Source organism: Streptomyces catenulae, assembly GCF_000718015.1.
Lineage (GTDB): Bacteria > Actinomycetota > Actinomycetes > Streptomycetales > Streptomycetaceae > Streptomyces > Streptomyces catenulae.
The window spans coordinates 34,521-53,143 of record NZ_JODY01000024.1; the positions used below are offsets into that span (position 1 = coordinate 34,521).

The following is an 18,623-nucleotide window of genomic DNA, read 5'->3' on the forward strand; positions in this document are numbered from 1 at the left end:
CGAAGCGGTCCGCACCGGCCACAGGATCCGAGGCAGACCCCCTGCCCTTTCGGGCCGCGCCGCGGGCCCCTCCGGGGCGGATCCCGGGCGGGAGCCCCGTTCCTCAGACCTCCGCGGAGACCGTGACGAGGACCGGGCCCGACGCCCCCGTCACCGCCCGGATCGCGTCGGCGCACACCTCCGTCGTCCAGGCGGCCACGTCCGTGGACCACTCGGGGGCGGCGCAGCGGAGGGCGAGCGCCGGGCGCAGCCCCTCGGCCTGGACCTGCCCGGCGAGGGGGCGGGCGAGCCCCGGGGTCGTGGCGCGGGCGGGCTTGAGGATCTCCACCGCCATGCGCCCGTGGGTGCGTTCCCGCGCCGCCGCGACGATCTCGGCGGACCGCGCGGCGAGGCGCGCCGACGGCGGTGCGGCGACGGTGACCGTCAGCAAGGCGGCGCCGGACGGGTCGGCGAGGGCGTACCAGTCGGCCGTCTCGGCGAGGGCGACGCGGGCGTCCCCGGCGCGGTGCAGCGGGACGAGGGCGTGGGTGCCGGTGAGGCGGACGGTGCCGATGCGGCGCAGCGCGTCCGCGAGGACCGTGACGACGGGCAGCACCGGGAGGCGGCGGGCGCGCCGCTTCCGGCCCGGGGTGCGTGCGGGCTGCGGCAGCGAGGCGTGCAGCCAGGCGAGTTGGCGGACCGTGCCGTCCTGCGTCCAGTCGCCGTCCGCGTCGTGGTGGTCCCAGAGGTTGTCGGCGGGCGGGTCCGTCAGGGCGGTGGAGCTCCAGGCGAAGGCGGCCGCCCGCTTCACGGCGAGGCCGAAGACGTCCTCGTCGAGGTCGCAGTCGGCGCTCACCCGGTCGATCCAGGGATGCCGCGTCAGCACCCCGTGGAGCCCCACGACGAAGGGGGCGTCGGGGCCGTTGTCGCTCATGCTCGTCCTCGCTCCTGAAACTTTCCGTCGGCCGAACGGGCCGCCGCGCGGGGGCTGTCCGTACGGAAGCCGTCCGCCCGGGCCCGCCGTCCCTGCCGGGACCTCCCCGAGGAGATCAGAAGCCGCCGGTGGACGCGACGGCTCCGTACGGACCGCCGTCCGGCGGGGAGGGTTTCCACGGGGCGCCCCGGTGGCCGACCGTCCCCTACGGGGACCCGGCCCTTACGGGTTCCGGCGTGCGGGCCCGCCCCGTACGGGTATCGGGCCCGTACGGGCGCCCCCTGCGGGTACCTCTACGGGTACGCACCACCGCCCGTCCTCCTCCCCGAGCCGAAAGGGCACTTCATGACCCGCCGTATCGCCCGTCGTGCCGCCACCCGCCACCCGAGCCGCCGGGTGCGGCCGCGTTCCGTCCGCTCCGGGGTCGCCGTGGCCGGGACGGTCGCCGCCGCCCTGGCCCTCGCCGCCTGCGGGAGCGGCGGGTCCGACGCCGGTGACCGCGGGGCCCTGAAGGCGGCCGACTGTCCGAAGCAGCCGGTGACGCACTGGGCACAGCCGTCCCCGGGCGGCGGGCCGCACAAGGTCGCGACGGCGATGGGCGAGGTGACGGTCCCGGCCACGCCGGAGCGGGTGGTGGTCCTGGACACCGCGGAGCTGGACTCCGCCCTCACCCTCGGCGTCAAACCGGTCGGCGCCACCCGCTCCGACGTCGACTCCGGGTTCCTCGACTATCTGCCGAAGGACGACACCGCGGGCATCAAGGACGTCGGGAAGATCGGCGCCCCGAACCTGGAGGCCGTCGCCGCCCTCAAGCCGGATCTGATCCTCACCAACAAGGTCCGCGACGGCCGCAGCTACCGGCAACTCACCCGTATCGCCCCGACGGTGATGACCGAGACGACCGGCTACCCCTGGAAGCAGAACTTCGCCACCCACGCGGCGGCGCTGGGCCGGATCCCGCAGGCCAGGAAGGTCGTCGCCGGGTACGAGGCGCATGTCCGGCAGGTCACCGCGGCGCTCGGCGGGCGGGCGAAGGCGGAGGCCCTGCGGACCAACGTCGTCCGCTTCGTCGAGGGCGCCGACACCCGGGTCTACGGCTGCCAGAGCTACATCGGCACCGTCCTCGACGACCTCGGCACCGGCCCGACGGACGTCGTCGACGGCGCCAAGGACGGCCTGATGACGGAGTTGAGCGCCGAGCAGATGAACCGCGCCGACGCCGACGCGGTCTTCTACGCGAGCTACGGCTCCCCCGACAAGTCGAAGGAGGCGCAGGTCACCAGCGGTCCGCTGTGGAAGAACCTGCGCGCGGTCAAGAACGGCCGCTCCTTCCGCGTGGACGACCAACTCTGGATCCAGGGCATCGGCTACACCGCCGCCGACAAGATCCTCGACGAGGTACGGGAGCGGTTGGCGAAGAGGTGAGGGCGGGCCGGGCGGCGCTCCCCGGGCGCGTTCCCGGGCCGGGGTGGCTCGGTTCCCTCCCGTACGGGAGAAGTCCTAGGGGGCCGGAGGGGCATGCCGTGGGGCGGACCCCGTAAGGGAGATGCCGTAAGGGAGCCCCCGTACGGGCTGATGCCCCCTAGGGGGCGGCCCCGTGAGGGGCGGTCAGGCCGGAACGGGTCTGGTCAGGCCGGTACGGGTCGGTCGTCCCGGAGGGCTCGGGGTGTTACCGGGCCCAGCGCCGCATCCGCCACACCAGGAACACCGCCGAGGCGACGGCGGCGACGCGGACCAGCAGCGGCAGACCGTCGAGGAGGACGGCGCCCATCTTCCCGGAGGCGATCGGGTCGCCCCACCGGCCCGTGGCGCGGCCCCACATCCACACCGCGGCGCCGCCCGCCAGCAGCCCGGGCACGCCGAGCGCGGCGAACTTCGCCTCGTTGTGGGTGAGACGGCGGGAGAGGAACGTCACCGCCCAGCCCGCGGCCAGCGCGAACCAGCTCCCGAGGACCGCACCGGCCAGCAGCAGCACCACGGCGAGCGTCACCACGGGGCTGAGCCGGATCCGGGCGGCCGGGGCCTTCTCGGCGGCCGGTTCCGGAGCGGGTGGTTCCGCCGCGGGCGCCGCCTTCTTCCGGCCGAGGGTGCGGCGCAGCAGCCCCGGCAGCGGACGCCCCGCCTCCGGCGCACCGTCCGCCGCCTTCTCCCCCGCCTCCTCCCCCGCCTGCGCCTTCTCCTTGTCGTCGTCCTCGCCGGGCCGCTTCCAGATCTCCGGGATCTCGATGCCGCCGACGAAGCCGGGCACCGTCTCGCCCGCACCGGACGCCTCCGGCTGCGCCAGCCACCAGTCCACGTCGCCGTCGCCGTCACCCAGTTCGTCGGCACCGGCCAGATGCGGCGGAGCGGCGCCCCCGGGCGCCAGCGTGAACCGGTTCCCCACCCCCTCCCCCGCTCCTTCCTCGGCGCCCTTCTTCCGGAACAGCCCGGACCACTGCCCGGCCCGCGCCCCGTCCCGCGGCCCCGGAACCTTCCCCGCCGCCCTGGACTCCCCCGCAGCCCCCGGCTTCCCCAGCGAGAGACGCCGGTGCGGCCGGTCCGTCCCCGCGGCGCCCGGCTCACCCGTGAGCCCGGCCGCCCCGCCGAACCGTTTACGGGCGGCGGCGCCCTCCGCGTCGGCACCGTCGTCGGCGCGGGACGGCCCGGATACGCCGTCACCGGGCGCCACGGGACCGCCGTCGGCATCGCGCGAGTCGCGGGAGGGGGCGGACGGACGGGAGACGTCGGCCACCTCCGGCCCGTCGGCGGAGCCGGGCCCGTTGGACGGGCCGGACGCGTCGGACGGGCTGGACCTGTCGGACGAGTGGGACGGTGCGGCCGGGGCCGACGGCGCAGCCGGAGCCACCGGTGCGGTGGGCACGACCGGGGCTACCGGTGCGGCCGGAGCCACGGGTGCGGCCGGTGCGGCCGGTGCGGCCGGAGGCATCGGCGTCTCCGGGCCCGGCGCCCCGGCGGACGCCGCGGGCGCCGCGGGCTCCGTCGATCCGCCTCCCGGCCTCGTCCGTCCGCTCGTCCCGGCGGCCGTCTCCGCCGCCGACACCACCGCCTCCGGACTGCCCAACCGGGACAGCACCCGCTTGACCTGGGAGGCCGACGGCGACTTCTGCGCCGCGATCCGGGCCGTGACCTCGGTCCGCAGATCGGCCACCAGCCGCATCCGCGCCGACGAGGGCAGGCCCCGCTGCTGAGCCAGGTCGCCGACCCGGCTCAGATAGTCAAAAACGAGCTGATCGTTCTCGATACCCACGAAATCCCCTGCGGCGTCCGCTGGTTGCTTCCCCGACCGTACCGTCTCCCCTCCACAACGGTCCGAGGACGGCCCCTCCACCCCTGACCGGACGCCAGAACCCTTACGGGCCAAGGCCCTGACGCCCCCTACGGGCTGCCCTCCGAGCGGATGCCCTTGGGCGGTCGGCCCCCTGAGCCAGCGGCAGCCCCCGGCTCGGCCGACGGCCCCGGCGCCGACCTCACGCGAACCGCCCCCGGCGACGGCCTCACGGCAGCCGCCCGCGAAACGCCCGGCACCGGCCCGCCGCCGTACCGGCTCCCCGGAGCCGCCACCCGTCCCCTACGGGCTCCCCCCATCCCGGAGTCCGGGGCGCGCGGTGGGTGCGTACGGGCCCTGGTGCGCGCCGTCACAGCGGGATCCCGTTACGGGGGCCACCGGCCCGGCTAACGTAGGGCGGATGACGGATACGCCCCGCACCCTGGCCGAGGAGCTACGGACCCGCACCGACGGCGGGCTCGTCGACCTGCTGCGGGCCCGCCCGGACCTGCTCAATCCGGTGCCGGGCGACGTCACCCAGCTCGCCACCCGGGCCGGGACCCGGGCCTCGGTGGTGCGGGCCGTCGAGCGGCTGGACCGGTTCGCGCTGCAGACCGCCGAGGCGCTGGCGGTGGCGCCCGACCCCTGCCCGTACGCCACGCTCGCCTCCCTGATGACCGGCGCCCCGGCGCCCGCCCCGGACGCACCGCCCGGGGACGCCGCGCCGCACGCGCCCTCCCTGGACGCGGCGGTGCTGACCGCGCTGCCCGGGGCGGTGGCGGCGCTGCGGGCGCAGGCCCTGGTGTGGGGGCCCGACGACCGGCTGCGGCTGGTGCGGACCGCCCGGGAGCTGCTGGCGCCGAGCCCCGCGCACCCGTCGCCGACCGGCCTCGGGCCGACCGTCGCGGAGGCCGCGGCCGGGATGTCGCCGGGGCGGCTCCAGGAGGTCATCGCCACCGCCGGGCTGCCGCCGACGCACGACCCGGTGACCGCCGTCGCCGCGCTGACCTCGCTGTTCACCGACGGCGAGCGGATGGCGGCGCTGCTGGACGAGGCGCCCGCCGAGTCCGTCGCCGTCCTCGACCGGCTGCTGTGGGGCCCGCCGTACGGCAGCGTCACCGAGCAGCCCGCACCGCATCTGCGCTGGCTGCTGGAGCGCGGCCTGCTGCTGCCCGCCGGGGCCCGGAACGTCGTGCTCCCCCGGGAGGCGGCGCTCCATCTGCGGGCGGGGCGCGCGCACCGTAGCCCCGCGCCGGTGCCGCCCGCCCTCGCGCCGGTCACCGCGCGCGATCCACAGGCTGTGGACGCAGCCGCCGCCGGGCAGGCGTTCACGGCGCTGGCGACCGTCGAGGAGCTGCTGAAGGAGTGGGATCTGGGCGGTCCGGCGGTGCTGCGCGCCGGGGGCCTGAGCGTCCGCGACCTCAAGCGCACCGCGACCGCCCTGGACACCACCGAGCAGACCGCCGCCTTCTGGCTGGAGCTGGCCCACGGGGCGGGCCTGATCGCCTCCGACGGTGAGGCCGACGAGCGGTTCGCGCCGACGCCCGCCGCCGAGGAGTGGCGGCAGCTGCCCGACGACCGGCGCTGGGCGGAGCTGGTGGCGGTCTGGCTGGACGCCACCCGCACCGCGGGCGTGGTCGGTACCGCCGACGCCAAGGGCCGGGCGGCCGCCGCCCTCGGCCCGCACCTGGACCGCTCCCCCGCGCCCGAGGTCCGCCGCCGCGCCCTCGCCCTCCTCGCCGAGCTGCCGCCGGGCTCCGCCGTCCCCGAGGTGGCCGTCCTCGACCGCCTCCACTGGGAGCGCCCGCTGCGCGCCGCCGCCCCGGAGTCCGCCCCCGCCGCCCCCGGTGGCGCCACCCCGCCGCCCGGGGAGGACCTCCGTACCCGCCTCGCCCGGTGGACGCTGGCCGAGGCCGAACTGCTGGGCGTCACCGGGCGCGGCGCCCTCTCCGCCCACGGCCGGGCGCTCCTCGGGGACGCCGGTGGCCCCGCGGAGGCGGCGCCCCGTACCGCGCCGTCGGCCGCCGCGACCCGGGAGGCCGCGGCCCGCGCCGCCGCGCTCCTCGCGCCGCTGCTGCCCGAACCGCTCGACCACGTCCTGCTCCAGGCCGACCTCACCGCCGTCGCGCCCGGGCCGCTGCTCCGTCCGCTCGCCGACACCCTGGGGGTCCTCGCGGAGGTCGAGTCCAAGGGCGGCGCGACGGTCTACCGCTTCACGCCCGCCTCGGTGCGCCGCGCCCTGGACACCGGCCGCACAGCCGCCGAGCTGCAGGAATTCCTCACCGCCCACTCCCGGACGCCGGTCCCGCAACCGCTCGCCTACCTGATCGACGACGTGGCCCGTCGGCACGGACGGCTGCGGATCGGCGCGGCCTCCGCGTACGTCCGCTGCGACGACGACGCGCTGCTCGCCGAGATCCTCGCCGACCGCCGCGCCGCCCCGCTCCGGCTGCGCCGCCTCGCCCCCACGGTCCTCGCCGCGCAGACCGCCCCGGATCTCCTCCTGGAGGGCCTACGGGCGATGGGCTACGCGCCCGCCGCCGAGTCCCCCGAGGGCGATGTCGTGATCGCCCGGCCGGACGCGTACCGCACGGGGCCGCGCACCGCGCCCGTCCCGGTGCCCGAGGGGCCGCCGGTCCCCGACGCGCCCCTCCTGGAGGCGGCGGTCCGCGCCATCCGGGCCGGTGATCTGGCCGCCACCGCCGCCCGCAAGCCCGTCACGACCGCCACCCCGGCCCCCGGCGCGCCGCCCCGGACCACCTCCGCCGAGACCCTCGCCACGATGCAGGCGGCGGTCCTCACCAACGCCGCGGTCTGGATCGGCTACGTCAACGCCGACGGCGCCGCCAGCCAGCGCGTCATCGCCCCCGTACGCGTCGAGGGCGGCTTCGTCACCGCCTACGACCACACCGCCGACGAGGTCCGCACCTACCCCCTGCACCGCATCACCGGCGTCGCCGACCTGGCGGACGACACGGTCTGAGGCTCGGACCCCATTAACAGAAGACAACCCCTTGTGGGAACTTTTTGAAGAAAATCCCGTCAACTTAATTAGAGCATGCGACGCTTTCCTCAGGAGGGGAAAATGGGGAAAGCATCGCGAAGGAAGAAGCAGACACGGCAAGCGCGGACGGACCACACTGCGGCCACCTCGCCCGAAGCCAGAGGAAGCAGTGATCCACAAACTCTGGGGGAGGAAGCGCTCTGTCGGTTGGTGCGCGCAAGCTCACCAGGGGATATCAGCCTGGCCGGCGCCTATGCACTCGGTTACGGATTGCTAGGGTACGCCGCGCAGCAGGAAGAGGCCCCGAAATGGATCCAGGAAATTGACCCACTGGACACACTTTTCCTGGGAGCCGCCTTCCCTCTCAAATTTCACGATGAATACGAATTTTCCAACGCGCGTGATGCCTGGCTGCGTCTTCTGCGCCACACCGTGCACGGCAAGGGTGTTCTACGCCTTGTTCGGGAAGCCGTCTCACTGAGCGAAGAGCTGGCGCTCCCAGTTGATGAAGGGGAAGTAATGCTGGCACTCGCCGGCCGACTCGAAGCAGCTGGGCTCGATCAACGCCGGCTGCCTCGGCGACTGCTCCCCGGTTCCGCGCTTCAAGAGTCCCGCGCAGTCCATGGCCCTTCTCCAGATCTGCAACTTCCCGTCCCACCAGAAGACGCAAAGGAACGCATCCAGAAATTCTGGAAGCAGACCAAAGCGGAGTCGTGGGCCGATGACACACCTCGGTCGATCCTCCGAGAAGGGTTGCGCCGGTTCCAGGAATCCGACCTACCAGTTGATGAAGAACCCGGCATGCTGCTGCCGGCACTGTACGCAGCACTCATGGCGAAGCCTGGCGAATCGCTGGAATGTATGGTCCACCATGCCGTGGTCTGGGCAACCTCCCTAGACGAGGCATCCCCACTGACTCAGGTGCTCGACATCCTTCTTGTCGCACCCACGTTGGAGCTGACGGCATCTGACACCCTTGGCTATTTGTTCGCCGTTCCCGCATTCGTGGAATCGATCCCCTCCGAAGCTTTGCTGTGGACCAGCTCACCTGGCCTCGCATTGCCGCGCCTGGCCTTCGAAATGAATACCGAAGAGGTACTCACAAGGAATGCAGAGATCACTCCTGACATGCTCGACTGGGCTGGCATGCATGCCAGAATGCGCCTGACCACTGCCGCCCGAGAGAGCGCTCTCGAAGCGGAAGAGGAAGCCGAAACAGAAGAAGAAATCACCACCTCAGAGAAGTCGGACGAATCATGGGCCGAGCGGCGCGCGATTGTGCGCGCAGCGGCACGAAAAAAGACCCGGAAGAAAAAAGACGGAACAGGATCCACAAATCTTCCAAGCAGCCACTCCGTCGAGCGCATATGGAACGCAGATGGAAGTTCCGTGATTCATATTCCAGCCGACAGTCCGCACGGCCAGGAGATTCAGGAAGCACTGAGAGAGCAAAGAGAGTTCTTCATCGAAAAGTTTGGCCGCGAGCCAAATCCCGATGATCCCGTATTCTTCGACCCCGAAGCCGACGAGCCAACTCCACTCACAAAGGCACACTTCGACGAAGTGATGTTGAAAATGGCAGGTCACGCCGCAGAACTGGGAATCGATCCGGCCCTCATCCATGCTTCGCGCGAGGTTGGATATATGGTCACGGAGGAAAACAAAAGCGCATTCACCATGGCTGAGGTTATCGCCTTCACTAAGGCAGTGAAACGGAACCGACAGAATAATCAATGACCTTCAACGTAGAGAACCACGCCAGCGGGAATATCGCCTTCAGCTACGTCTTTCAGGGCCAGAACATCTCCCTGACACTCCCCGACCGCCAGGATCCGGCACTCGCCGGCCTGCCCCGGCAGTCGGCCGTATTCAAAGGGCGCCATGTCGAAATGGAACAAGCCCTCGCTCTCCTCCAACCGCCAGCACCAAAGAACTCGGCATGCACCGTCGCAGTGACAGGACTTGCCGGTACCGGAAAGACCGAACTTCTGCTCCAGGTGGCGCATCAGGCACTGAAGAACGAGGGATGGTTCCCCGGCGGCGTCCTTTTCGCCGATCTCCACGGATACGATAACAAGCGCAAGGTCTCGGTGAAGAGAGCACTCGGGACCCTTTTACGAGCGCTTGGCATCCCCCAGCAGCATATCCCTCCAGGCATCGATGACAGGGCGAATGTATATCGCTCCGCACTCAGCGCTCTGTCCGCAGCAGGGAAAAGAGTCCTGGTCGTCCTCGACGACATACCCCCTACCGAAAAGCTCCGGTATCTCCTGCCGGGAGATATGAGCACCGCCACCCTGGTTTCCTCTCGACACTCCCTCACGGAGCTGGAAGCGCTGACGCTGATATTGCGGGAGCTACCCATTGCGGAAGGAGCGGATCTGCTGGAGGAAGCACTTCGCACGGCCCTCCCTGAGGACTCACGTGTAGCCGCCGAGACCGACGCAGCTCATCGGATCGTAGCTCTGTGCGGCGGGCTGCCATTGGCTCTACGCATTCTGGCATCTGCTCTCACAGATACGCCGAAGCGTCCCTTGTCGCACCTGTGTCGGGAACTTGAAGAAAATCATTCCAGACTCCCACTGTTGAGCCGTGAAAAGCGTACCGTGACGGCAGCCTTCGAGCTGTCCTATCGAAGGCTTTCTAAGGAACAGGCCAGACTCTTCCGGCTTATTTCCATGCACCCCGGCCCCGACTTTTCCACCGAATCTGCAGCGAAGGCGTACGGCGGGGAAATCGAGGAGACCGGGCGGCTCCTGGAGGATCTCAACCGCCGGAACTTGGTCGAGCCACGAGAGCCATACGGACGCTGGCAGCAGCACAGCCTGGTACGTCTCTACTCCTGGGATCTGCTCATTTCGAGCGACGACTCGTGGGGCGAGGGAATCGCGCGGTTGCTCGCTTACTACTATGAGATGGCCAGCCTGGCCTGTGGAAGACTTCGGAGGCCGATTGAACCGGACTCCGCCGAGAAATCGCGCTTCCCTGATCGCAGCATGGCATTGGAGTGGCTGGAGAGCGAACGCTCCTCTCTGATAGCGGCCGCCCTGTGGGCTCACTCGGCCGGAGACGATCTGATGTGTGTGGCCCTTGCGGTGCCTCTCGCATATTTCCTGAGGGAAATGCATTACCTGGAAGATGCCAGGAGGGTCCTGACGGCGGCCATCCAGTCGAGTCGAAAACGGAAGGACTACCACCGCGAGGCCGGCCTGCTCAGCTCTCTCGGAGTGGTACTTCGGGACATGCGCAAGCTCGACAAGTCCGCCCGCAAGCACCGCAAATCCATAAAGATCTGCCAGAAGCTCGGGGACCGCCAAGCCCTGGCCGGCGCGCTGAACAACCTCGGGCTCTCTCTGCACGAACAGCGCAAGTTCAAGCAAGCACTGGCGGCGCACACCGAAGCCGCTCGGCTCTTCAAACGTGCCGGTGACCGGAACGGAGCAGCGCAAGCGTTGAGCAACGCAGGCGAAACCCTCATTGTATTGGACCGTATGGAAGAATCCCTCCGCACTCTCCGCAAGGCTGCGAAAATCTTCCAGAATCAGGGTGACCTGCACAGTCATTCACAGGTCCTGGGGATTCTCGCCAAGGTGACCCGTATTGTCGGAATGCCCGAACAAGCCATAGAGCTGCACAAACAGTCGCTCGAAATGCCCGACGGCCTGCTCACGCCCCACGAGCGAGCGATCGAGCTTTCCAACTTCGGAGGCACACTAGTCGCTGCGGGACAGCTCGACACGGCTCTGACCGCCCAGCAGGAAGCGCTGGACGTCTTCCGGAGCTTGGGCGACCGTCGCAGTGAGGCCATGACCTTGGGCAACATGGCGCGTGTCCGTCAGCAGCAAGAGCTGTGGAACAAGGCGATGTCTCTGCACACCCATGCCATGGAATTGTTCCTCGAGAGCAAAGACGATCACGGCTTGGCCTTCGAGCTCAGCGGCCTGGCGGTGACTCTCCTCCGGCAGGGCCACAACGCCGAAGCATTGGAAAACCTGATGCTCGCTGCCGAGCTCTACCAACAGACGGGCGACGCCCAGAGCGCCGCTGTCGCGTTGTCCCATGCCGACCAGGTGCGGAAGCAGAACGGGGTCGCCATCCCCGCCACCACAGCCTGGGCCTGATCACTCCTGGATGCGGCACACTGGACGTTTGGCCACCCGCCCGGCCTCGGGCCGTGGTCGGTGACCGGGCGGCTACGGGGTCGGCCGGGTGGCACTCACGTAGGAAGGCGAGGCGCGTGAACGGACCTCTCATCGTCCAGAGCGACAAGACGCTGCTGCTGGAGGTGGACCACGAGTCGGCGGACGCCTGCCGACGGGCCATCGCGCCGTTCGCGGAGCTGGAGCGGGCGCCCGAGCACATCCACACGTACCGGGTGACACCGCTCGGACTGTGGAACGCGCGGGCCGCCGGGCACGACGCCGAGCAGGTCGTGGACGCGCTGGTGCAGTTCTCCCGCTATCCGGTGCCGCACGCGCTGCTCGTCGACATCGCCGAGACCATGTCGCGGTACGGGCGGCTGACGCTGGTCAAGCACCCCGCGCACGGGCTCGTGCTGACCACCACCGACCGGCCGGTGCTGGAGGAGGTGCTGCGGTCGAAGAAGGTCCAGCCGCTGGTCGGCGCGCGGCTCGACCCCGACAACGTCGTGGTGCACCCCTCCGAGCGCGGGCAGATCAAGCAGACGCTGCTGAAGCTCGGCTGGCCCGCCGAGGACCTCGCCGGATATGTCGACGGCGAGGCGCACCCGATCGCGCTCGCCGAGGACGGCTGGGCGCTGCGGCCGTACCAGCAGCAGGCCGTGGAGGGCTTCTGGCACGGCGGCTCCGGTGTCGTCGTACTGCCGTGTGGTGCGGGAAAGACGCTGGTCGGGGCCGGTGCGATGGCGCAGGCGAAGGCCACCACGCTGATCCTGGTCACCAACACCGTCTCGGCCCGGCAGTGGAAGCACGAGCTGGTGAAGCGGACCACGCTCACCGAGGAGGAGATCGGCGAGTACAGCGGGACGAAGAAGGAGATCCGGCCCGTCACCATCGCCACGTACCAGGTGCTGACGACGAAGCGGAAGGGCGTCTATCCGCATCTGGAGCTGTTCGACTCCCGGGACTGGGGCCTGATCGTCTACGACGAGGTCCATCTGCTGCCCGCGCCGGTCTTCAAGTTCACCGCCGACCTCCAGGCCCGCCGCCGCCTCGGACTGACCGCGACGCTGGTGCGCGAGGACGGCCGGGAGTCGGACGTCTTCTCGCTGATCGGCCCGAAGCGGTTCGACGCGCCGTGGAAGGAGATCGAGGCGCAGGGGTACATCGCGCCCGCGGACTGCGTCGAGGTGCGGGTCAGCCTCTCCGACTCGGAGCGGCTGGCGTACGCGACGGCGGAGACCGAGGAGAAGTACCGCTTCTGCGCGACGACCGGCAGCAAGCAGCGGGTCACCGAGGCGCTGGTCCGGCGGCACCAGGGCGAACAGACGCTGGTCATCGGGCAGTACATCGACCAGCTGGACGAGTTGGGCGCGCATCTGGACGCCCCGGTGATCAAGGGCGAGACGACCAACGCGCAGCGCGAGAAGCTCTTCGACGCCTTCCGGGAGGGCGAGATCTCGGTGCTCGTCGTCTCCAAGGTGGCGAACTTCTCGATCGACCTGCCGGAGGCGACCGTCGCGATCCAGGTCTCCGGAACCTTCGGCTCCCGTCAGGAGGAGGCGCAGCGGCTGGGCCGGGTGCTGCGGCCGAAGGCGGACGGGCACGAGGCGCGCTTCTACTCCGTCGTCGCCCGCGACACCGTCGACCAGGACTTCGCCGCCCACCGGCAGCGCTTCCTCGCCGAGCAGGGCTACGCGTACCGGATCGTGGACGCGACCGAGCTGCTCTCCGCGGAGGAGGACGCCTGAGCCCTCGGGCTCAGCCCGCGCCCTGCACCGGCTCCCGGGCGCCGTCCGGTACGGCCGACGCCGGGGCCGGTATTCGGACCGCGCGGGCGCCGGTCCGGGGGCGCGGCACGGCGGTGCCGGAGGGCGTGCCCGGCGCCCCGGGCGCGGTGCGGGTGTGCCACACCACCGCGGCCAGCAGGGCCAGGCCGAGCAGCGGGTAGGGCGAGGTCAGGGGCTGTTCCCACCAGCTGAAGTGGAGATCGCGGTCACCGGCGTGCGGGACGATCCACAGGGTGCGGGCGGTGAACGCGACGGTGACGGCGGCGAGCAGCGCGCGGCGCCACGGGATGCGGTAGGTGTGCGCGGCGAGCGCGATGAGCAGCGGGACGCACCAGACCCAGTGGTGGGACCAGCTGATCGGCGAGACCAGCAGCGCGGTGACGGCGGTGCAGAGCACGCCCCAGAGGTCCGAGCCGCGGCGCCGGTGGACGCGGTAGGCGGCCCAGAGTCCGCCGACCGCGGTGAGCAGCGCGGCGACCGCCCAGACGGCGCCGGGCTCGGGGGTGTGCAGCACACGGGCGAGCAGGCCCTGGAGCGCTTGGTTGTCGACGATCCAGACCTTGCCGACCCGGTCGGTCTCGAACATCCGCCGGGTCCAGAAGTCGATGCTGGCGTCCGGCAGCACCAGGAAGCCGAGGACGACCGATCCGACGAATCCGGCCAGCGCGGTGCAGGCGGCCTTCACCCGGCCGGTGACCAGCAGATAGACCGCGAAGATCGCCGGGGTGAGCTTCACCCCGGCGGCGATGCCGACGGCGAGCCCCTTGAGGCGGGCGCCGTCCGGGCGGCTCAGGTCCCACAGGACGAGGCAGGTCAGCGCGAGGTTGACCTGGCCGAAGATCAGGGTCTGGAACACCGGCTCCAGCCAGATCCCGAGCGCTGTGGCGCCCAGCACGGCGGGCGCGGTGTAGGCGGAGCGCCGTACCCCGGCGGCTTTGCAGGAGAGCTGGATCAGCGCGGCGAGCAGGGCGGCGTTGGCGGTGAAGCAGGCGACCTTGAGGGTGGCGAGGGAGATCCACGTGGTGGGGATGAAGAGCAGGGCGGCGAAGGGCGGGTAGGTGGCCGGGAGGTTCCACTTGGTGGTGGTGAAGCCGTAGAGGTCGCTGCCGGAGGCGGCGGCCTGACCCTCGGCGCGGTAGACCTCGATGTCGGGCATGGCCAGCGGGTGGACGGTGTAGAGCACGCCCAGTCCGATGAGGGAGGCCGCGAGCAGTGCCCCGGCGATGACCGCGCGGTGCGGGTGCGCGACGCTCTGCGCCCAGGTGCGCCTCCATGTCCACGTCCGCGTCCCGTCGGCGGCAGACACTCGTTCCCCTCCCCGTCGTCCTGCGCGCTCTTCAGCGGCGACGCTAACCGATCAGGGCCGACGGCCCGTAACCGTTTCCGGTCAACCAGATGTCCGGTGTGGAACGCGCCCGGACGCGCGGTGGCGAAGGCGGGCGGCGGCCCGCTGCCGGATGTCGGTGGTCCCGTCGGGGACGCGGCCGGTCAGGGACGTATCCCGGCGGCGTCGCGGGTGCGGGAGGTGCGGCGGTCGGCTCCCTCCTCTCCGTACTCGCCGAGGAGGACGACGCTGAGGGCGGCCGAGGCGAAGACCTTCACGGCGCGCAGGGCGCTGCCGACCGGGTGGCGGCCGCTGTGGGCGGGGCCGAGGGCGGTGGCGCCCTTCATCGGGTGCAGGGATGCCGGGTGTCCGGCTGCGGGGCTGATCGTTGCGCTGCTCATGCCTCCATCATGGTTTTCACGCGAATGCCGCACATCGGCCCATGGACCCATTCCCGGACCGATGGGCCTCTGACTGCGGTATCACCCGCACCCCCTACCGGAGATGTACGTACCCCCTACGGAAGGGGGACGGCCCGGCGGCGGCCGCAGGTCGGCGGGTCATACCGCCACATCTCCCCGCCGACCTGCGCGGACGGGCCGGGCGGTGCGGTGGGCGGAGCGGCCCGGCGGACGGCCGCAGCCGCGCCCCGTCCGGTCCGCGGAAATTGCGTTGGCGCCCCGCCCGCCCCCTGACTAGAATCGCGCGTCTCCCTGCCTCCCGCCGGTCTTCCGTCGAGGAGCGCCGCCGACCGGACGGAAACCGGCCGGTCCTTCGCACCACGCCGATGACCGCCCCACGTCCCCGCGGGCGTGGCGCCATCCGGCGTCCGTTCCGTACGACGGCCCGCCGTGCCCGCCCGCCGTGGCGCACGCCCGCCGCAGTGAGAGTCCACCGGAGGCAACGCCCGTGCCCGCGCACGCCCAGCACCCCGTACCCGAACCGCACGCCCCGGCCGCCGGTGAGGGCGCCGATCCGCTCGGCAGCGAGCGGGACCATCTCGCCGCCTCCCGGGCCGCGCTGCGCGCGATGCGCGCCGACGCCGAGGCGCTGAACATCGCCGACGTCACCGCGAACTGGGTCAACGCCGAGGTCCTCCAGGGCGAGATCGACGCCCGGATCAAGGCGCTCGCCGATCTCGCCCACACCCCGCTCTTCTTCGGCCGCCTGGACTATCTGCACGCGCCGGGCCTCGACCCGTCCGAGGGCGGCGCGGGCGGTCACGACGGCGAGAACTTCTACATCGGGCGGCGCCACGTCCACGACGCGCACGGCGACCCGATGGTGATCGACTGGCGTGCGCCGGTCTCCCAGGCGTTCTACCGGGCGTCCAAGAAGGACCCGTTGGACCTCCGGATGCGCCGCAGGTTCGGCTACACCGGCGGCGAGCTGACCGCGTACGAGGACGAGCACCTGAGCGATCCGGCGGAGGCGGAGCGGACGAGTCAGCTGCTCCAGGCGGAGATCGAGCGGCCACGCGTCGGCCCGATGCGGGACATCGTCGCGACGATCCAGCCGGAGCAGGACGAGATCGTCCGTGCCGGGATCAGCGGTTCGGTGTGCGTCCAGGGGGCGCCGGGCACCGGGAAGACGGCGGTGGGTCTGCACCGGGTCGCGTATCTGCTGTACGCGCACCGGGAGCGGCTGGCCCGTTCGGGCACCCTCGTCATCGGGCCGAACGACTCGTTCCTCCACTACATCGAGCAGGTTCTGCCGGCCCTGGGTGAGCTGGAGGTCAAACAGGCCACCGTGGACTCCCTGGTGGGCCATGTGGAGGTGCGCGCCAAGGACGACGCGGTGGCCGCGTCGGTCAAGGGCGACGCGCGGATGGCCGAGGTGCTGCGGCGGGCGGTGCGCGCGCACATCACACCGCCCGAGGAGGCGTGCGTGGTGGTGCGCGGCTCACGGCGCTGGCGCATTCCGGCCTACGAACTCCAGGAGATCGTGGAGGAGTTGCGGGACCGGGACATCCGCTACGGCGCGGCGCGCGAGGCGCTGCCGCAGCGGATCGCGCATGCGGTGCTGGTGCGGATGGAGCAGGCGGGCGAGGCGCCGGACGACCGGGTGCAGGACGCGGTGGCGCGGAACGCCGCGGTGAAGGCGACGGTCAAGGCGGTCTGGCCGCCGGTGGATCCGGCGAAGCTGGTGCTGCGGCTGCTGGGCGATGCGGAGTTCCTGGCCGCGCACGCCGAGGGGCTGCTGACGCCCGAGGAGCAGAAGGCGATCCTGTGGGTGAAGCCGGCGCGGAGCGTGAAGAGCGCCAAGTGGTCGTCGGCGGACGCGGTGTTGATCGACGAGGCGATGGACCTGGTGGCGCGGACGCCGTCGCTGGGCCATGTGGTGCTGGACGAGGCGCAGGACCTGTCGCCGATGCAGTACCGCGCGGTGGGCCGCCGCTGTACGACGGGTTCGGTGACGGTCCTGGGGGACATCGCCCAGGGGACCACGCCGTGGGCGACCGACACCTGGGAGGAGGCCCTTCGCCACATGGGGAAGCCGGGTTCGGTGGTCGAGGAGCTGACGCAGGGGTTCCGGGTGCCGCGTGAGGTCATCGCGTACGCCTCCCGGCTGCTTCCGGCCATCGCGCCGGATCTGCGGGAGGCCACCTCGATCCGTGAGGCGGCGGGCGATTTCGAGATCCGTACGGTGCGCCCGGAGACGCTGGACGCCTCGGTGCTGGCGGCGTGCCACGATGCGCTGGCCAAGGAGGGTTCGATCGGTCTGATCGCGGCGGACGCCCGGGTGCCGGGGCTGCGTGCCGCCCTGGAGGAGGACGGGCTGCGCTGTCTCGCGCCGGGTGAGGAGACGTCCGCGGAGGCGCGGCTGACGCTGGTGCCGGCGACGCTGGCCAAGGGTCTGGAGTACGACTACGTGGTGCTGGACGAGCCCGCCGCGATCGTCGACGGCGAGCCGGACGAGCGCACCGGTCTGCGCCGTCTCTACGTCTGTCTGACCCGTCCGGTGTCGGGGCTGACGGTCGTCCACGCGACGGGGCTGCCGGAGCAGTTGACGGACGGCGGCGGCGCGGTCGCGTAGACCCGTCGGGACTGTGTGTCCCGGGGCGCGGGCAGGTGCGGCGCGCGCCCCGGGTCGGTCACCCCTCGGCGCCGTCCAGGGCGGTGCGCCAGCGGCGGACGGCCGCCGCGTCCACGGGGGCGGACCAGCCGTGCGGGCGGGCGGCGCCGCCGATGTGGAAGGCGTCGACCCCGGCCGCGCACAGGGTGGGGAGGTGCTCCAGGGTGAGGCCGCCGCCCACCAGGACCTGCGGGGCGTAGCCGGGCTCACCTGCGGTGGTGCGGGCGTGTTCGGCGAGGAGGGTGGGCAGTCCGTCGGCGACGCCGGTGGCGGCTCCGGCGGTGAGGAAGGTGTCCGGACCGCCGGTCAGCGTGGCGAGTGCGGTGCGGAGCGCGGTGCGGTCGGCGGCGTGGTCGAGGGCGCGGTGGAAGGTCCAGCGGCAGCCGTCGATCGCCTCGGTGAGCGCCCGTACGGTGGCGAGGTCGGGGTGGCCGTCCGGGGTGAGGAAGCCGAGGACGAATTCGTCGGCGCCCTCGGCGCGGAGCGCGGCGGCGTCCGCGCGGAGGGCGTCCACGTCGCCCGCGACGAAGCCGCCGCTGTGGCGGAGCATCACCCGGAGGGGGATGTCGACGGCGGCGCGGATCGCGGCGAAGACGGCGCGGGGCGGGGTGAGCCCGTCGGCGGCCATGTCGGTGACGAGTTCGAGGCGGTCGGCCCCGCCGGTCTGCGCCGCGACCGCGTCCTGCGGGTCGAGCGCGATCACCTCCAGCAGTGCGCGGTTACTCATGGGACCCCAATCGGTGGTGGGTGTGGCGGACGGGCGCCGTGTGGGTGGCGACGCCCGGGGAGCCGCCGCGATAGGTCTAGTCCAATCACGGCCCAGCGTAAACGGTGCCCGCCGCTCCACGGGTTTTTTACGGAACGGACACGGCCGGAAACGTTCCGTACCCACCCCGGTGCGGCGGGGCGCCGCCACCCGCCACCCTCGGGGAACGCCGTTCCGGACGACGGACCGCCCGCCCCGTCGGCACCTCTCCGGGCGGCGCGTTTTACGCCCGGAGAGATGCCCTTCCGCCCGCCTCGGGCCCGGTTGAGAAGATGGTGTGAAACCCGGCGGATATGGGTAACACGCCTTCCCTGTAAGGGCGTTGCGGCAGGTCGCGGACGCCCGCC

Annotated in this window: 12 protein-coding genes; 7 read left to right on the forward strand and 5 right to left on the reverse strand. The window is 71.7% G+C overall.

Going from position 1 to position 18,623, the window contains the following annotated elements:
- Positions 1 to 103: 103 nt before the first annotated feature.
- The gene (locus tag IF23_RS0120735) at positions 104 to 913 is read right to left on the reverse strand and encodes a hypothetical protein (RefSeq protein ID WP_030285798.1); all 810 of its coding nucleotides are present in this window, start codon (positions 911 to 913) and stop codon (positions 104 to 106) included.
- A 345-nt stretch (positions 914 to 1,258) separates the two neighbouring features.
- Here IF23_RS0120735 and IF23_RS0120740 point away from each other — a divergent pair, with 345 nt between their 5' ends.
- Positions 1,259 to 2,338, forward strand: coding sequence for an ABC transporter substrate-binding protein (locus IF23_RS0120740; protein ID WP_051739746.1), 1,080 nt, complete (start codon positions 1,259 to 1,261; stop codon positions 2,336 to 2,338).
- Positions 2,339 to 2,582: 244 nt separating this feature from the next.
- Here the strand turns inward: IF23_RS0120740 and IF23_RS32190 are convergent, their stop codons facing one another.
- Positions 2,583 to 3,296 (reverse strand): hypothetical protein, encoded by a 714-nt coding sequence (locus IF23_RS32190; protein WP_157848046.1) that lies wholly within the window; start codon positions 3,294 to 3,296, stop codon positions 2,583 to 2,585.
- 376 nt (positions 3,297 to 3,672) lie between these two features.
- On the opposite strand from IF23_RS32190, the gene IF23_RS31475 reads away from it, so the two are divergent.
- The 5 genes from IF23_RS31475 to IF23_RS0120775 all read left to right on the forward strand — a co-directional run bounded on the left by IF23_RS31475 (position 3,673) and on the right by IF23_RS0120775 (position 13,072).
- A complete protein-coding gene (locus tag IF23_RS31475) occupies positions 3,673 to 4,101 on the forward strand; it encodes a hypothetical protein (protein ID WP_030285804.1) in 429 nt (142 codons plus the stop codon).
- Between the two features lie 498 nt (positions 4,102 to 4,599).
- On the forward strand, positions 4,600 to 7,161 hold the full coding sequence (locus IF23_RS0120760; RefSeq protein ID WP_030285806.1) for a helicase-associated domain-containing protein: 2,562 nt from the start codon (positions 4,600 to 4,602) through the stop codon (positions 7,159 to 7,161).
- A 102-nt stretch (positions 7,162 to 7,263) separates the two neighbouring features.
- Positions 7,264 to 8,919: a hypothetical protein gene (locus tag IF23_RS34110; protein WP_157848047.1), complete on the forward strand. Its 1,656-nt coding sequence runs from the start codon at positions 7,264 to 7,266 to the stop codon at positions 8,917 to 8,919.
- Positions 8,916 to 11,303, forward strand: a complete 2,388-nt coding sequence (locus tag IF23_RS32885; RefSeq protein WP_078654127.1) for an ATP-binding protein — start codon at positions 8,916 to 8,918, stop codon at positions 11,301 to 11,303. The genes IF23_RS34110 and IF23_RS32885 overlap by 4 nt, the downstream gene beginning before the upstream one ends.
- A gap of 116 nt (positions 11,304 to 11,419) precedes the next feature.
- Entirely contained in the window at positions 11,420 to 13,072 is a 1,653-nt protein-coding gene (locus IF23_RS0120775) for a DNA repair helicase XPB (RefSeq protein WP_030285810.1), read from the forward strand.
- 10 nt (positions 13,073 to 13,082) lie between these two features.
- On the opposite strand, the gene IF23_RS0120780 is transcribed toward IF23_RS0120775, so the two are convergent.
- Both IF23_RS0120780 and IF23_RS0120785 read right to left on the reverse strand, forming a co-directional pair.
- Positions 13,083 to 14,417, reverse strand: a complete 1,335-nt coding sequence (locus IF23_RS0120780; RefSeq protein ID WP_245655044.1) for a glycosyltransferase 87 family protein — start codon at positions 14,415 to 14,417, stop codon at positions 13,083 to 13,085.
- 182 nt (positions 14,418 to 14,599) lie between these two features.
- Positions 14,600 to 14,836 carry a hypothetical protein gene (locus IF23_RS0120785; RefSeq protein WP_051739750.1) on the reverse strand — a complete coding sequence of 79 codons (237 nt, stop codon included), beginning with the start codon at positions 14,834 to 14,836 and terminating at the stop codon, positions 14,600 to 14,602.
- A gap of 508 nt (positions 14,837 to 15,344) precedes the next feature.
- On the opposite strand from IF23_RS0120785, the gene IF23_RS0120790 reads away from it, so the two are divergent.
- On the forward strand, positions 15,345 to 17,471 hold the full coding sequence (locus tag IF23_RS0120790; RefSeq protein ID WP_030285816.1) for a HelD family protein: 2,127 nt from the start codon (positions 15,345 to 15,347) through the stop codon (positions 17,469 to 17,471).
- A 58-nt stretch (positions 17,472 to 17,529) separates the two neighbouring features.
- Here IF23_RS0120790 and IF23_RS0120795 read toward each other — a convergent pair whose 3' ends face one another.
- Positions 17,530 to 18,237, reverse strand: a complete 708-nt coding sequence (locus tag IF23_RS0120795; protein ID WP_030285818.1) for a copper homeostasis protein CutC — start codon at positions 18,235 to 18,237, stop codon at positions 17,530 to 17,532.
- Positions 18,238 to 18,623 lie beyond the last annotated feature (386 nt).

Excerpts from the sequence above, each read along its gene's own strand:
- IF23_RS0120735 (WP_030285798.1), bottom strand. The coding sequence starts at position 913 with ATGAGCGACAACGGCCCCGACGCCCCCTTCGTCGTGGGGCTCCACGGG.
- IF23_RS0120740 (WP_051739746.1), top strand. The coding sequence starts at position 1,259 with ATGACCCGCCGTATCGCCCGTCGTGCCGCCACCCGCCACCCGAGCCGC.
- IF23_RS0120760 (WP_030285806.1), top strand. The coding sequence starts at position 4,600 with ATGACGGATACGCCCCGCACCCTGGCCGAGGAGCTACGGACCCGCACC.
- IF23_RS34110 (WP_157848047.1), top strand. The coding sequence starts at position 7,264 with ATGGGGAAAGCATCGCGAAGGAAGAAGCAGACACGGCAAGCGCGGACG.
- IF23_RS32885 (WP_078654127.1), top strand. The coding sequence starts at position 8,916 with ATGACCTTCAACGTAGAGAACCACGCCAGCGGGAATATCGCCTTCAGC.
- IF23_RS0120785 (WP_051739750.1), bottom strand. The coding sequence starts at position 14,836 with ATGAGCAGCGCAACGATCAGCCCCGCAGCCGGACACCCGGCATCCCTG.
- IF23_RS0120795 (WP_030285818.1), bottom strand. The coding sequence starts at position 18,237 with ATGAGTAACCGCGCACTGCTGGAGGTGATCGCGCTCGACCCGCAGGAC.